General features: G+C 32.0%; 14 protein-coding genes. 7 read left to right on the top strand and 7 right to left on the bottom strand.

Features of this window, described 5'->3' with window-relative positions; translation table 11 throughout:
• The 5 genes from IJI80_RS07325 to IJI80_RS07305 all read right to left on the bottom strand — a co-directional run.
• A partial coding sequence (locus tag IJI80_RS07325) for a DUF5750 family protein (RefSeq protein ID WP_292788893.1) occupies positions 1 to 282 on the bottom strand: 282 nt, incomplete at its 3' end.
• A gap of 121 nt (positions 283 to 403) precedes the next feature.
• Complete coding sequence (locus tag IJI80_RS07320) at positions 404 to 1408, bottom strand: alpha/beta fold hydrolase (protein WP_292788890.1); 1005 nt, start codon at positions 1406 to 1408, stop codon at positions 404 to 406.
• A gap of 110 nt (positions 1409 to 1518) precedes the next feature.
• Positions 1519 to 2316, bottom strand: a complete 798-nt coding sequence (locus IJI80_RS07315) for an amidohydrolase family protein (RefSeq protein WP_292788887.1) — start codon at positions 2314 to 2316, stop codon at positions 1519 to 1521.
• Between the two features lie 226 nt (positions 2317 to 2542).
• A complete protein-coding gene (locus IJI80_RS07310) occupies positions 2543 to 3733 on the bottom strand; it encodes an acyltransferase (RefSeq protein ID WP_292788884.1) in 1191 nt (396 codons plus the stop codon).
• Positions 3734 to 4029: 296 nt separating this feature from the next.
• Entirely contained in the window at positions 4030 to 5406 is a 1377-nt protein-coding gene (locus tag IJI80_RS07305) for an MATE family efflux transporter (RefSeq protein ID WP_292788881.1), read from the bottom strand.
• Between the two features lie 196 nt (positions 5407 to 5602).
• On the opposite strand from IJI80_RS07305, the gene nucS reads away from it, so the two are divergent.
• Together nucS and IJI80_RS07295 are read left to right on the top strand one after the other, a co-directional pair.
• On the top strand, positions 5603 to 6388 hold the full coding sequence (gene nucS / locus IJI80_RS07300) for an endonuclease NucS (protein WP_292788879.1): 786 nt from the start codon (positions 5603 to 5605) through the stop codon (positions 6386 to 6388).
• A 74-nt stretch (positions 6389 to 6462) separates the two neighbouring features.
• Positions 6463 to 7029: a manganese efflux pump MntP family protein gene (locus IJI80_RS07295; protein WP_292788876.1), complete on the top strand. Its 567-nt coding sequence runs from the start codon at positions 6463 to 6465 to the stop codon at positions 7027 to 7029.
• Positions 7030 to 7084: 55 nt separating this feature from the next.
• Here IJI80_RS07295 and IJI80_RS07290 read toward each other — a convergent pair whose 3' ends face one another.
• On the bottom strand, positions 7085 to 7585 hold the full coding sequence (locus tag IJI80_RS07290) for a hypothetical protein (protein ID WP_292788873.1): 501 nt from the start codon (positions 7583 to 7585) through the stop codon (positions 7085 to 7087).
• 234 nt (positions 7586 to 7819) lie between these two features.
• Between IJI80_RS07290 and IJI80_RS07285 the strand changes: the two genes are divergently transcribed.
• Positions 7820 to 8893 carry a hypothetical protein gene (locus IJI80_RS07285; protein WP_292788871.1) on the top strand — a complete coding sequence of 358 codons (1074 nt, stop codon included), beginning with the start codon at positions 7820 to 7822 and terminating at the stop codon, positions 8891 to 8893.
• A gap of 132 nt (positions 8894 to 9025) precedes the next feature.
• Positions 9026 to 9868, top strand: coding sequence for a carbon-nitrogen hydrolase family protein (locus IJI80_RS07280; protein WP_292788869.1), 843 nt, complete (start codon positions 9026 to 9028; stop codon positions 9866 to 9868).
• 74 nt (positions 9869 to 9942) lie between these two features.
• Here the strand turns inward: IJI80_RS07280 and IJI80_RS07275 are convergent, their stop codons facing one another.
• Complete coding sequence (locus tag IJI80_RS07275) at positions 9943 to 10794, bottom strand: HEAT repeat domain-containing protein (protein ID WP_292788866.1); 852 nt, start codon at positions 10792 to 10794, stop codon at positions 9943 to 9945.
• Positions 10795 to 11051: 257 nt separating this feature from the next.
• On the opposite strand from IJI80_RS07275, the gene IJI80_RS07270 reads away from it, so the two are divergent.
• The 3 genes from IJI80_RS07270 (at position 11052) to IJI80_RS07260 (ending at position 15000) form a co-directional block, all read left to right on the top strand.
• Entirely contained in the window at positions 11052 to 13652 is a 2601-nt protein-coding gene (locus tag IJI80_RS07270; protein ID WP_292788863.1) for an ATP-dependent helicase, read from the top strand.
• A 156-nt stretch (positions 13653 to 13808) separates the two neighbouring features.
• A complete protein-coding gene (locus IJI80_RS07265) occupies positions 13809 to 14183 on the top strand; it encodes a DUF5518 domain-containing protein (RefSeq protein ID WP_292788860.1) in 375 nt (124 codons plus the stop codon).
• Positions 14184 to 14469: 286 nt separating this feature from the next.
• A complete protein-coding gene (locus IJI80_RS07260; protein ID WP_292788857.1) occupies positions 14470 to 15000 on the top strand; it encodes a hypothetical protein in 531 nt (176 codons plus the stop codon).
• Positions 15001 to 15272: the final 272 nt, after the last annotated feature.

Here is a 15272-nt window from a genome sequence, read left to right as displayed (position 1 = left end):
TTTCATGTCTTCCAAGAAGCTTGCAATGAAATATGTCATTTCGATTTCTTCCCTTTTTATAAAGTCTTCAAGCTTAAAATGTGCATCATCTGAAGCAAATGGGAAGAATTTTCTGGAATAGAATATATTGAGGAGCAAATCACCATCCTCTACAATGGTTTCCCCTTCCAAATTATTCAATAAAAAATCCAATTCCTTTTCACTTAAGCCAGAGGCTCTATAAGTTACATAGTGCATTTGATCTTCAGTTTCGCCATAATCCTCAACTTTAACGCTTAACATATTAATCCCTTATTTATTCCTTTACTATTCCTAATTAAACTATGTTTTTTTAAATTATAATGTTTTTCTAAATAAAATTAAAAAATTCTAAAAATTTCAAGATTGATTGAATGATTAATAATTAATTATCCCTAAATTCTTTAATGAACTCTTCCAAATCTTCTTTTACCTTGAACAATTCATTGGAACCTACATGACCCATGCAGGAGTCAAATATAAGCAATTTATTATCCTTAATCATTTTGCTCATTGGAATTGCATCAAGATTTGGAGGGAAGTATTGGTCCTGATTAATCGCTATAATCAAGACTTTAGCTGTTATATTTTCCAACTGGCCTGTCAAATCATAATCAAGAGAAGAGTTATTCATATAAATCAAATCGTTAGGATCTTCCTCTAAACTTTCTTCAGCAAATTCAGCCATAGCTTCAGCTATTTCCTCATTTGTCATATTGTTTCTGTATTCCTCTCTTGACAATCCATAACAATACATTGCATCTGATGAAAGCTTTAAGCTTCTCTTCAATGAGTCTGAAAGAGGCAAATCATAAGCTCCCTCATTATAATCAGGGTCTGATTCCAAAATATTGTTCATGATCTTGCTTAGGGCATAATTATGTCCTCCCACCTTAAAGCTGCTTACAAGAGAAATGATAAAGTCGACTGAATCAGGATAAATGCATCCCCAAGTCAAGACCTCAAAACCACCCATTGAGTTTCCAATAAGCCCTTTAACATGAGTGATTCCAAATTTCTCTTTTATAAATTGCTTTTGGAAATTGACCATATCCTCCACATCATACTCTGGAAATCTATTCATAAGGCCAGTTGTTGATGGGCTGGCAGAACCTGGACAGCCAAGAGCACTGACAGAAATAAAGAAGAGCTTATCTGTATCAAATATCTCTCCACTTCCCATATCCTCAGAAATCCGTCTTGCAGAGTAACAGCTGCCACTTGAACCATGGAAGTAAATCACAGCATTTGAAATTATTCCATTATCATCAAACTGTGGAGTTCCAAAGGTGATGTATTCCACTTTTGCATCTTTTAAGACTTCTCCATTTTTAAATTTAAACTCATTTAAAATAAAATACTCTGCTTCAATAGCTTCTACATCAAACATGATATCAACCATAAAAAATTATAAAAAAATAAGAAATAATGAGAAAATAATAAGGAAATAATAAGAAATAAAAATTTCATTTAATAAATAATCCGCTTAAAAGATTATTTTTATTTTAACCCTAAAAGTTTAGCAGCGTTTTCATAAAGAATCAAATTGCGCTCTTCTTCAGTTAAATCAATCTTATTGAACATTTCCATCTCGCTAACTGATTCCCACATTGGAAAATCAGTTGCCCATAAGACCTTATCTGCACCATAAGCATGAATCAAGTCCTTTGCAGTTTCTGGAGACAATGCATATAAGCTTGAACTGCAATCCACAAATAAATTAGGATTTCCTGCCAATTCTTCAGTTGCCTTTTCCCACATGCTCCATCCTGCAAAATGAGCGCCTATGACAGTAATATCAGGAAACTCTTCAAGGAATGGCTTAAGATGTTCTGGATTGGAATAGTTATATCTGAAATCACCGCAATGAATCATTATTGGCAATCCTCTTTCATTGATTGCTTCTCCCATTTTAAATGCCTTTTCCTCATTTAAGGCAAATTGCTGGAAATCAGGATGAACTTTCACCCCTTTAAGGCCAAGTTCAATAATGTAATCCAAGTCACCTTCAATGTTTTCACTATCAGGATGCAATGTTCCAAAACCTGTAAAAAGATTTGGATGGGATTTAACCTCAAAGCTGATGAATTCATTGATTGATTGGACCTGCTTTGGAGTTGTTGCTACGGAATGTATAAGATAATGGCAAGCGCCTACCTTATTTCCATCTTCAATCAAGTCATTCACAGTTCCATTTAAAGACATGTGAAGATCATAAAAATCACGTATCCCCTTTACAGCCTTTGCTGCAATCTTATCTGGATAAATGTGACAATGAGAATTAATTACTTTTTGCATATTAAATTTACCGCCTAATAAAATTATAAAATATTTTTCTATTAATTAATTTGTATCAAATCATTTAAAAAAGTTTATATTACCAGATTAAGTAATTTTAATCGGTAAAAATAAACCTTATTAAAAAAAGTTTTTTAGATTTTTAGAAATGAATAAAAAAAATGTGTAAATGGCCAGGTATAAAAAATAAAAAAATAGGTTTTGATAATACTAAATTATCAAAAACTTATTTTGCACCAATAATCTGATTAATATATGGAATTCTATTCAATGTAGCCATTAAAATCCATGAAACACCTAAAGTTACAACAAATAGCTTTAGGAACAAAGATACATACCCAGTATACATATTTGTATAAACCAATATACGTATAAAAATGTCCATAATGGCTTGGTGAATCAAATAAAAACCATAACTATACTTTGCAATCGAAGATATGGCGTTTCTTATAATATTATCTGGCTTGGATAAAGCACCGAAATTAATATCTGAATAGTTCTTGAATAATAAGAATACACCTGCCACTTCAATAGCATTGAATATAGAATACCTATCAAACTTAAATAAGCTTGTATCAGACAACACATAGGAACCATACAAAAGACAGAACAATCCGATAATTATTAAGACTACTGGAACAATTTTATTATTGAATATTTTACGTTTTGTATGTCTTAAATAGTATCCTAAAACAACGAATCCTATTGGGCTTGTAAAGTATGAAATCTTGATTGGGAATGGATAATTAAGTGTATTGTCGAATATGCAAGTAATCAACCAAATTGCTAAAAAGTATTCCGCTTCTTTTAAATCCGCATGAAGGAGCCATTTGTTAAAAATAGGCATAATCAAATAAGTACCTAAAATCATCCAGAAGAACCAATAAGGTCCAAAACCAAATGCATTACCTAAAAATGCATTTGACATGTATGTTGTGATTGAAGAGAAATCAAATGCATCCACTACATGCAATAAATCTGGAAAATGATATTGCAAGAGTAAGATGACAGTCATTAAAAGAAGTCCCCAAAATAAAAATGGAGCTGCAATACGAGGAATCCTTTTTCCTAAAAATGATCTGATTGACCATTCACGACCCAGAGACAAAGCACCTGAAAGCATTAAAAATAAATCTACCCCAATAATCATGCCTGCAAAAAAGAAATCACCGAATAACCACTGAAGACTAAAGCCCCCAGCATGAGTAGAAAAGATAATGCCACTCATTCTTTTTGAAACATGAAATGAAATAACCGCAATAATTGCTAATGCTCTTAATGCATCGAAATAAAAAATACGCTTAGATTTTTTCTTTTTATTTTTTGCATTGTTAATATCCGAATTATTTTCTTTTAAATCATTGCTTGGAGGATTATCAGTATTTTGCTTTGCAAACAATGAGTTTTTTATAGCCAATGAAATATTATCAACACCTTAATTTACAAAATATTCTCAATAAATATTAAAATCTGTTTTTTCAATTAAAAAATATATAAAATTTATTAAAAAACTAAACAAAAGTTAATTATAATCATAATTTTATAAAAAAGAGTATAAAAAACTTTCTAATAAAAAAAAGAGCAAATATAAGTTTTTAATGATATAAAAGTAAAAAACTTTCTAATAAAAAAAGAGCAAATATAAGTTTTTATGATAAAAAAGTGAAAAAAACTTTTAAAAAAAGAGTGAAAATTTTAATAGAAAAGGGTAAGCTAAATACTGCTTCCCTTAATCTTTCCCTTGATCAATCTATCCACATAAAGTTCAATGTATCCATAAGCTATTACAGAACCTATGAAACCACCTAAAAGCATTCCATAATAAATTCCACGCTCTCCCATATTGAATACAAATCCTAAAAGATATGCAAATATCAATACAAGAACAAATTCCCTAAATGTGGTTAAAATAAATGAAGTTGTTCCTTTTCCAAGCCCTTGGAATACGTTTCCGGCACTTGCACCAAATGGAACATACAATATGAATAGACACATCAATTGGATGAATGAAGCGATCAATGGTTCAAGATGTGAACTTGCCTCGGAATATGAGAATATGAATGCCACTTGATTTGCAAATACAAAGAGCAATATGCAAACGATAATGGATGAGATTAAACCTAACTTAACTGAATATCTGCATGCTGTTCTAATGTTTTCATACTTCTTAGCACCATATGCAACACCTGCAACGGTGATTGCTGCAGTTCCAACTCCAATAGCTGGAAGCAAACCTAATGATATGATTCTCCATCCTGCAGTATAAACAGCCACTGCAACTGAACCTGAAACTAAAGTAAGCATATAATTGACGGTAACTGCAAGTGCAGCCATGATCAATTGCTCCAAGCTTGCAGGAATTCCGACAACTAAAATATCATTATACATTTTAAAGTTATTATGGAAATCTTTTCTGTTATAAGAGAGGTATGTGTCCTTCTTAATGAAAATCCAGTATAACATCATGATAAGACCAACGAAAGGTGCCAATCCTGTTGCAAGAGCTGCACCTGAAATTCCCCAGCCAAATGTGTAAATGAATATTGGATCTAAAATCATATTGACGATAGCAACCATTGCAATCGGCAAAGTAGCTCTTTTGACATCTCCTTCCGCCCTAAATGCTCCTCCAAAAATAGGTGGAATTAAAATAGGAGCTGTGAAAGCAAAGATGATTAAACCATAATCCATTGCATATCCCATTACTTCACTTGCACCCATTACCTTTAATAGGGATTCCAATATAAGAAGGAAGAAGACTGTAAGAACCAAGGAAATAACTACACTTAAAATAGCTGAGTGAATGGCTGCATTATTAGCATCATCCCTTTTTTCAGCACCGATATAACGTGAAATAAGAGAAGTTGCACCTGCACCGATTCCATTTCCAAATCCTACAAGCACCATAAACAATGGAGTTACATAACCAATTGCAGCAAGTGGACCTGGACCAAGTCCTGCAACCCAAATACTATCTACAATATTATTTAAGAATATTAAAAACATGCTTGCTATCATAGGCCATGCAAGCTTATTGATAGCTTTTTTAGGGTCTCCCGTAATCATTTCAACATTTTCATTCATTTCCATAATAATCATTTCCTAACTATTAAATATATATAAATAGTCATATATAAAATTTTAAGGATATTATCAATGTTTGAAAAATAGATAAAAAAGTAATAAATTAATTAAATTTATAAAAAATAAAAACAAATATTGATTAGTGGAAATAAAACAAACCATTTGATAAAAATTTGCTATTTAAAAACTTATAATTGATAAAATGAAATACAAAATCTTAGAAAATCCCAATTATGAAGAGACCTATGAGCTTATTGAAGAAGGCCTTAGGAAAAAGGCAACCATATTGCTTTTTGCATGCTGTAGAGTTAGCTATGAAGGCCGTGCATTAAGTGAGCTTGATTATGGAGAAAGAATAATCATGATGAAGCCAGACGGATGCTTCTTGATTCATCAGGACAACAAAGTGGATCCAGTCAATTGGCAGCCTCCTAAATCAAGGCCAAGAGCTTACATAAAGGATGAAATTCTCTTTTTGGAAAGCCATAGGCGCAGCCCTCCTGAAAGATTGGAAGTTGAAGTTAGAAAAGTTCATTACGCTAACTATAACTTAATTGAAGATTATGAAGAGCTTGAAAGAGCAGGCTATGAAAAAGATATGGGAGACATGATTTGGGAAAAGCCCCACATTATCGAGGAAGGATTCCGTCCAAACGTAAGGGAATATGCTACTGAACATGGATTCATTGACATTCTTGGTAAGGATAGTGAAGGAAACCTAATGATTTTAGAATTGAAAGCACGTAAGGCAGGAGTTGCTGCAGTAAAGCAGATCAGAAGATACTTGTCTGACTTTGAAAATAGGGAAAACAAGGAAATCAAAGGAAAAACTGGAGAAAAGCAAAAGATAAGAGGAATTCTTGTTGCTCCTTCAATAGGTGATGATGCACTCGAACTCCTTGAAGAGGAAGGAATCGAGTTTGTAGCAGTAGAACCTCCAAGAGAACTTAAAAAAGATAAAAAGGTTACTTTAGATGCCTTTGGATAAAAAATTATAACTAGCAATAACAAATTTTTCAAAAAAACTAAATTAATTAAATAAATAAACACAGTCTGATTATTATGGATTTCATTTCAACTTTACTCATTGCAATTGCACTGGCAATGGATGCCTTCAGCGTTTCACTTACAAAAGGATTCACATTAAAGAAAATTACAAAAACCCAAGTCTTATGGTTTGCAATATTCTTTGGAGGATTCCAAGCCTTTATGCCTGTTTTAGGTTGGTTAGGCGGAATACAATTGGAATGGCTCATCACAACATTTGCTCCATGGGTTGCATTCATACTTCTTCTTTTGATTGGATCAAATATGATTAGGGAAAGTTTCTCCAATGATGAAGAAGACTCATCAGATAAGTTTTCCTTTAAGGAATTGGCATTGCTTGCAATAGCTACAAGCATAGATGCATTTGCAGTTGGAATAACCTATGCAGTATTAAAAACAGATATCTTGATTCCAATAATCATGATTGGACTTACAGCATTCATATTCACAATAATTGGACTTTATTTAGGTAAAAAAATAGGAAATTACTTTGGAGACAAGTTTGAAATTCTTGGTGGAGTAATTTTAATATTGCTTGGTGTAAAAATCCTGCTTGAAGGATTAGGAATATTGGTTTTATAAAAAAAGTAAAATGAGCTTTAGAATATAAAGCTCAAAATCTTTTTTTTAATAATAATTAGAGATCTAAAACGAATTTTTGTCCGCTCTCTTTCTTAAGACGCTCAATTTCTTCCTTTTGATGCCTTATAGCATAATCATTATAAGGTTTAGGAGATAATGTATGTCCATCATACTCCAATTTATAAATAACATACTCATCAGTGTCTAAAGAAATAGTGTCATCAGCAGATTTTAATTCAAGAGCATTCAATTCTTCCATAATTGATTGATACTCTTTTTCTTCCTGTTGAATGAGCTCATCCAAATCTCTTTTTTGCATGGATTGATTAAGCTGCATGCCTAATCCAATCATCCCATTGACTTCCTTTCCACCAATCTCAAATACAGACACTCTTATATGTTCCATTTGCTTAAGCATATGATCCAAAGTTGGTTGGGTTACAGGTTTTTCTCTTGCAGTTCCAATGATGTTTATTTCATAATCATTTTCCCAATCCTCAATTTTATAAACTGCATAATTGATATTGTCACATTTAATTTCTTTTTCTTCAGCCATATTATCACATTATTCTAAGATTATAATAGATTAATTTTAAAAATTTTCAATTAAATATTAATTTCTAATTACTGAATAAAATAATTTACCGTAATATCTAAAAAATATCCTTAAAATATGTTAAATTTTAAATATAAGATTAAATATAAAGATTAATATTAGTATATATTATAGTATATTAAAGAATTTTTATAAGTATTTTTAATCTAATTATTGAAAGTAGGAGGTTAAAATTTGGTAAAATATTGTCAAGAGTGTGGAAATGCAAGTTATGACAGTGCACCAGTTTGTGGTAACTGTGGTGCTAAACTTCCTCCAAAATCTGAAGCAAATGCTAAACCGCCTAAAATCGATGGAAAATTTAAGCCAGGAGTAATCACCAGCACTAATGATTCAATATTCGCTGGAAAATCATCTGGATTCGGAAAAGGATTGTCTGACAAATTAGGTGGCTTTGATTTAAGTAAATTTAGCAGTGTTGCTAAAGAGAAAGAAAAAGAAAGTCATGCTCAAGTTAGTTCAAAACCTTCATTTAGCAAAACTGCAACTGAAGGATTCAAACAAAAAGATAAGGGAATAAAAGACCCTGCTAAAAAATTCAGTTCTGCAAAAACTGAAAGAATCACTAGGGAAATTAAAAAAGAAAGCCCTAAGAAAGATAAAGTTAAAAAATCAAGTCCTAAAAAAGAGAAGAAAGCTGAACCTACAGTCACTAAAAAATCAAGCGGTGGCTCCGGCTTAAACATTAGAAAAATTGCAATTGTAGCAATACTTGCAATAATCATTCTCTTAATCGCAGGAATTGGACTTAATGGACTACAAAATCAAACCACTGATGAAGTGAAAACTTATTCTGATGGAATAATCAGTTTCAATTACTCAGGAAACTGGTCCATGTACAACAATACTGATGGAAACAGTAATTCCAGCGATATTGCATTTAAAACTAAAGATAATACATTAATTGGATTTACTACAATTCAAAGTGATGACATTACCTATGAAAAAATCATAAGTGACATTAATGCAACATCACAATCCTTAAATGGAGAAGTTTTAGAAGCTGAAACTGTTGATATTGGTGGAATTCCATCCTTGGAGATGACAATCAGCACTGCAGACCAAGGATATTCAAGATACTACTGTACCTTGCGTGATGGAGTCTACTACAGCTTTGTCATAAACAATGGCAAATCAAGTAATCAAGATATCAGCGCTTTGAATACAACTGAAATCCAAAATATGATTAATAGTATTAGTTTCCCAACAACTGACTATGAAGGCGCAGATGGCGCTGAAGCAGCTTAAAACTAATCTATTAATTTTTTATTTTTTAACTTTTCTAAAAAATTCTTCTTTTTTATTTTTCTAATTTTTTATTTTTTAATTTATATTAATCCTATTTTTAATTTTTAATCATTATCAAGTCGAGGAAAAAACATGAATTCAATTAAAATAGCTCTTTGTCAAATGAATGTAGTGGACAATAAGGAAAAGAATATAGAAAAGGCCATTCAAATGATTAGGCAGTCCAAAAAGCAAGGAGCTGATTTTGCCATTCTTCCTGAAATGTTTAATTGCCCTTATGAAAATGAGAAATTCATTGAATACGCTGAGGAACTTGATGGAAGCCAAACATTAAAGGAAATATCCAAGATTGCAAATGAAGAAAGCATTCATGTTTTGGCAGGATCCATACCTGAACTTGAGAGAGATGGTGAAAATGGAGAATCAATATACAATACTGCAGTTTTCTTTGACAATAATGGAAAATCATTAGGAAAACATAGAAAAATGCATCTATTTGACATTGACGTTAAGGGAAAGATTTATTTCAAGGAATCAGACACCTTAAGTGCAGGAAATGAATTCACAATTATAAAAACCGATTTAGCAACAATAGGCATTGGAATTTGTTATGACATAAGGTTTGTGGAACTCTCAAGGATAATGGCACTTAATGGAGCTGAAATACTAATTTTCCCTGGAGCATTCAATTTGACAACAGGCCCTGCACATTGGGAACTTCTCTTTAGGTCAAGGGCATTGGACAATCAAGCTTTTGCAATTGGAGTTGCACCAGCACTTGATAAAGAAGCAAACTATAATTCATATGGACATTCAATAGCTGTAAATCCATGGGGAGAAGTGATTGAAGAATTGGATTACGGCGAAGAATTAAAGATTGTTGAAATAGATTTAGATGAAATAAAAAGAGTAAGAGAAGAAATTCCTGTTTTAAAGAATAGAAGAGTCGATTTATACGAAATAAATAAAAAATAGATAAGATAAGATTTGTTCATGAAAGAAACATGAAATTTCATGAAAAAATAAAAAAAGAGAAAATTAATTAAATTTTATTTTAATTTTGCTAATCTCTTTTCAAAGTAAGCCAACTTTTTCTCATTATCAGCAAACACTTCACATGCTGTTTCCAAGACTCTCACTTCATTGTCATAATCATTTTCTTTTCTATAGAGAACGCATAATCTTTTATAAGGAGCATCTTTTGGCTGTTTAGATTCAACATACCTTTCATATTCCTTAATTGCCTTTTTAAGATTAGCTTCTTCCATTTCCTTAATGGTGCTCATAGGAATAACTTTAACAATAGCTTTTCCTGAGGCCTTTGCCTTTTTTCTTTTTTCTGCTTTTTTGATTGCCTTGTTACATGACTTCTTAAAGTCCTTATCATCCTCATTTTTTCTTGCCTGCTTGATTAACTTAATGGAATCGTCAGTTGCCAAATCTCCTAAAGCTTGAACTGCAGCTAACTTTACACCCCAGTCCTCATCTTCAAGGCATTTTGCAATATTATCCAATTCATCTTCAGCTTGAAGTTCTCCTAAAGCCCTTACAGCAACTTTCCTAACTCCAAAATCCTCATCATCAAGGGATTCCACGAAATAAGGAATGACCTTTTGATCTTCAGTTTCCTTAAGTGCAAATGCTAAAAATCTTTTATCCTTTCCTTCTGCATTTGCAAACTCTTCAATCAATTTATCTACAGCTACATCTCCCATATTACCTAATATTTCAGCAGCTTTAAAACGTACCTGTGCATTTTCATCAGTGGTAGCTGCAATCAATGGATCGATAATAGATTCATCATTCACTTTTTCTAAACTAGCAATTGCTGATTTTCTAGTAGCTACATCTTCATCTTTTAATGCTTCAATAGCTTCTTCAATTGATAAATTTCCTAGCATATTAAATCCTCATAAAACTAAAATAATTAAAATAAATCAGAAATAATTAAAATTAATTTCTAAACTATTTTCTAAATTTATTTAAAATTTTTTCTAAATTAATTCTAAATTTAATAATATTTAAGTTAAAACTAATATTTAAATTAATTTGAATAAATAAAAACTAAACTATAAAATAAATAAATTACATAAATAAATGAGTAACTATAATTTAAAAAAAGCAATGAACCAATGATTAGAATATTCAAGTTGATAATATGATAAAAAAACAGACTAAAAGCTATTCAAAAAAGGAAATATATAAAAATCTCCATCCCTATGTAAAGGAATGGTTTGAGAATAGCTTTGATGACTTTACACCTGCACAAAAACAAGCGATTCCTGAAATCCACAAAGGGAACAATATACTTGTTTCATCACCTACAGGGTCTGGAAAGACCTTAACTGCATTCCTATCAGTCATTAATGAATTGACTGAACTTGCAGATAAAGATGAACTTGAAGACAAGGTTTATTGCATTTACATATCTCCACTTAAGGCATTGGACAATGACATTGAAAGAAACCTGGACCAACCGCTTAGGGAAATAGAGAAAATAGCTAAAAAGCCATTAGGAATCAGAAAGGCTGTTAGAACTGGAGACACCACACAATATCAAAGGACAAGGATGTTAAAGTATCCTCCACATATCCTAATTACAACCCCTGAAACATTATCAATCTTGCTTGTTGCCCCTAAATTCAGGGAAAAGCTCTCACATGTAAAGTATGTGATTGTTGATGAGATTCATTCATTGGCTGAAAACAAGAGAGGGGTTCACTTAAGCTTATCACTAGAGAGATTGCAGCATCTGATTGGAGGATTTACAAGGATTGGACTCTCTGCTACTGTAAGCCCTCTTGAAGAGGTTGCCAAATTCCTTGTAGGATATGAGTATGGGGTTGAAAGGGATTGCATCATGGTTGATATCAATTATCTGAAGGAATTGGATATAGAGGTCATCTCTCCAGTAGATGATATTGTAATAGCTGATGATGAGGATACGAGAATGGCAACTTATGCTCTGATTGATGATTTGGTGATGGAGCATAAGACAACATTGATATTTACAAATACCCGTAGCGCAACTGAAAGGTATGTTTACAATCTTAAAAAACTTTATGGAGAGCACTTCAATAGCAATAACATTATGGCACACCACTCCTCCCTATCAAAGGAATCAAGACTGGAAACCGAGGAAAAACTAAAAAAAGGCGAACTTAAGGCAGTTGTTTCATCAACTTCACTTGAGCTTGGAATAGATATCGGTTACATTGACCTTGTAATACTCATCAATTCACCAAAATCCGTTTCAAGAGCCCTTCAAAGAATCGGTAGAAGCGGTCACAGACTGCATGAAAAGTCTAAGGGAAGGATAATCGTTACAGATAGGGATGAGCTTGTAGAATGTTCAGTTCTCCTGAAAAACGCAAAGGAAGGAAAAATAGACAATATAAAGATTCCTAAGGACTGCTTGGATGTGCTTTCACAGCATATTTATGGAATGGGAATTGAAAACCCTTGGGACATTGATTATGCCTACGATGTAATCAGAAAAAGCTATTGCTATAAGGACCTCGAAAGGGATGACTATGAAGATGTGCTAAGCTATTTGGCAGGAGAGTATGTGGAACTTGAAGAGCGTTATGTTTATGCTAAAATCTGGATAGACTATAAGGAAAATACCTTTGGAAAAAGGGGAAAACTGGCAAGAATGCTTTATTCAACAAATATTGGAACCATACCTGACCATTCTGCAGTCATTGTAAAATGCGATGGTGAAGCGATAGGCAAAGTTGAAGAGGACTTTATGGAAAAGCTGAAAAAAGGAGACAGCTTTGTTCTTGGTGGGAGAACATACAAATTCAATTACGGAAAGGGAATGACTATAAATGTTTCTCCAGCTTCAGGGCCTCCTACAATCCCTTCCTGGTATTCAGAGCAATTACCTCTTGCATTTGACCTTGCAGTGGATATCCAAAGGTTCAGATACATTCTTGAAAGCAAGTTCCAGTATGGAAGATCTAAGGAAGAGATAATGAAATTCCTCCATGAATACCTTTACGTTGATGAATTTGCAGCGAATTCAATTTATGAATACTTTAATGAGCAGTTCCTATATGCCCAAATCCCACATAAGCAAAAGCTTCTTGTTGAGTATTACACAGGATTTGGAGGAAGAAAATTCGTTGTTTTCCATAGCTTGTTCGGTAGAAAGACAAATGATGCCCTTGCAAGGGCTGTGGCTTATGTGGCAAGTGACAGAAACAAAAGGAACATTACAATTTCAATTACAGACAATGGATTCTACTTAAGCTCAGACGGCAAGATGGGAGCATTGGAAGCGTTGAAAAGATTGACTCCTAACAATTTTGAAAACATCTTGATAAGGTCACTTGACAAAACCGAAACATTGGCAAGCAGATTCAGGCATTGCGCTGGAAGATCACTTATGACCTTAAGAAGATACAAAGGCCACGAAAAGTCTGTAGGAAGACAGCAAGTTAGAGGAAAAATACTCTTAAAATACATTCAGGAAATGGACAATAATTTCCCAATACTTAAGGAATCCAGAAGGGAAGCCACTGAAGATTACATGGACATTAAGAATGCTAAAAGAGTCATTTCATGGATTTCAAGTGGTGAAATGGAAATCAAGACCATAAATACAATCATTCCAAGCCCATTTGCATTTAATCTTGTATCACAAGGATACTTGGAAGTCCTAAAGCAGAATGATAAATCAGAATTCACCAAAAGAATGCATAGGGCAGTTATAGAAAAGATAAAAGAGCAAATGGAAAATGATTATTATTAATCAACTAGAATCAAATTATAATTAAAACTAAAAAATAATTAAAAATAAATTAAAAAAGCAAAGTTTAAATACTTGATAACTAAACTTAAATACGTGAAAATTATAATAAAAAGCAAACATTATAATTAAAGAATTAATGTAAAATGAGGTGATAAAATGGCTAAAATGAGTTCAGTATTAATTGGATTCCTATTGACATTAGTCGTTTATTTATTCTTTGGACGTTATGAATTCTGGGGTCTTTTAATCGTGGGATTCATTGTCGGATACATAGCTCACGAAGGAATATTCGGAGGAATGTGGAATGCAGCACTTGCAGGAGCATTCGGAACAATAGTGGCATCAATCTTATTCATACTGCTTGTAACCGTAGGTGGGACCGCATTGATGGGACCTCTTGGAGGACTTACTGGATTCACTATTTCTGGAGTTTCAAGCTTATTCGTGATTATCTACAATATAATCAAATATATGATCACTATGGGAATAACTGGTGCTCTCGGTGGAGCTTTAACTAAACAGAAAAGTTAAATTTTTTTTAAATTTTTCTTTTTTACTTTTTTTATTTTTCTTTTCTATTTTATTATTTTAACATTGCTATTTACCTATTTTATTAACATTTTTCATTTTTATCCTTACAATTTTTACTAATTTTTAGTAATTTTTACTAATTTTTTAAAAAAATATTAAACTTTAAATTATATGAGAAATAAAAATTTAATTTAGAAAAATAAATAGATAATAATTTTTTAAATTAATAAATTCTATTATAAAATAAAAATAATTGTAATAATTTTTTAAAGTTTTAGGTGATTTAATGGTAGATGCAGAAAAGGCAAAACAACCTAAAGTAAAAAAGAATAAAAATTCTAATTTACCTGATATAAATTTAAAATCATTGATATTCGGTGCAGCAGCATATGCATTTTTCCCGCTTGTTGCAACCCAATATGGAATAGATCTTCTAATGGCATTTGCAGCAGTTGGCCCTCTTTACATTGGTTATGAAGCAAAATCATATCTTAAAGCTGTGCTTTTAGGTATTGTTGGTGCAACACCCCTTCTTTACTTGACATTTGCAGGATTCTTAGGAGCATACACTCCAACAGAAATGGGTGACTTGATTACAAGTGTTGCAATACTTGGTCTCGGTGCATTGATGGCATTCTTTGGAGCTTACCTTTACCAAGAAAGAGCAAAAGCTAAAGAGGAATATGACATTGCAAAAGGCACCAAAGGAACTAAAAATGTTCCTGTTAAACAAAAAGATAAAAAATTCGAAGACACAGGTAATGTTAAAAAGAACATTGCTAACTTATTCCTTCCAAAAGGCAGAAGGAAAAAATAATTTAAATTCAATGAATTCCATTTGGAATTCTCACTTCTTTTTTTATAATTTTTTACACTCAAATAACAAACTATTTTTTTCAATTTTAAAGACTTTATAATAGGATATTCTAATTTTATAAATGATTAAAAAGAGCAATGAATATTCGAATATTTGTAAAAAAAAAATAGTAAAAATAGTACAATAAGTTAAAAAAAGTTAAAAAATTGACAAAATAAATAAAATTTAAATAAATAGTTGAATCAGTTTTGATGAAACTATGTCTACATGTT

The organism is Methanobrevibacter sp. (genome assembly GCF_017432245.1).
Classification (GTDB): domain Archaea; phylum Methanobacteriota; class Methanobacteria; order Methanobacteriales; family Methanobacteriaceae; genus Methanobrevibacter.
The sequence above is the reverse complement of the archived record's forward strand: the minus strand, read 5'-3'. Positions and strand labels throughout refer to the sequence as shown.

Excerpts from the sequence above, each read along its gene's own strand:
- IJI80_RS07320 (WP_292788890.1), bottom strand. The coding sequence starts at position 1,408 with ATGTTTGATGTAGAAGCTATTGAAGCAGAGTATTTTATTTTAAATGAG.
- IJI80_RS07275 (WP_292788866.1), bottom strand. The coding sequence starts at position 10,794 with ATGCTAGGAAATTTATCAATTGAAGAAGCTATTGAAGCATTAAAAGAT.
- IJI80_RS07315 (WP_292788887.1), bottom strand. The coding sequence starts at position 2,316 with ATGCAAAAAGTAATTAATTCTCATTGTCACATTTATCCAGATAAGATT.
- IJI80_RS07280 (WP_292788869.1), top strand. The coding sequence starts at position 9,026 with ATGAATTCAATTAAAATAGCTCTTTGTCAAATGAATGTAGTGGACAAT.
- IJI80_RS07305 (WP_292788881.1), bottom strand. The coding sequence starts at position 5,406 with ATGGAAATGAATGAAAATGTTGAAATGATTACGGGAGACCCTAAAAAA.
- nucS (WP_292788879.1), top strand. The coding sequence starts at position 5,603 with ATGAAATACAAAATCTTAGAAAATCCCAATTATGAAGAGACCTATGAG.
- IJI80_RS07270 (WP_292788863.1), top strand. The coding sequence starts at position 11,052 with ATGATAAAAAAACAGACTAAAAGCTATTCAAAAAAGGAAATATATAAA.
- IJI80_RS07295 (WP_292788876.1), top strand. The coding sequence starts at position 6,463 with ATGGATTTCATTTCAACTTTACTCATTGCAATTGCACTGGCAATGGAT.
- IJI80_RS07260 (WP_292788857.1), top strand. The coding sequence starts at position 14,470 with ATGGTAGATGCAGAAAAGGCAAAACAACCTAAAGTAAAAAAGAATAAA.
- IJI80_RS07265 (WP_292788860.1), top strand. The coding sequence starts at position 13,809 with ATGGCTAAAATGAGTTCAGTATTAATTGGATTCCTATTGACATTAGTC.
- IJI80_RS07290 (WP_292788873.1), bottom strand. The coding sequence starts at position 7,585 with ATGGCTGAAGAAAAAGAAATTAAATGTGACAATATCAATTATGCAGTT.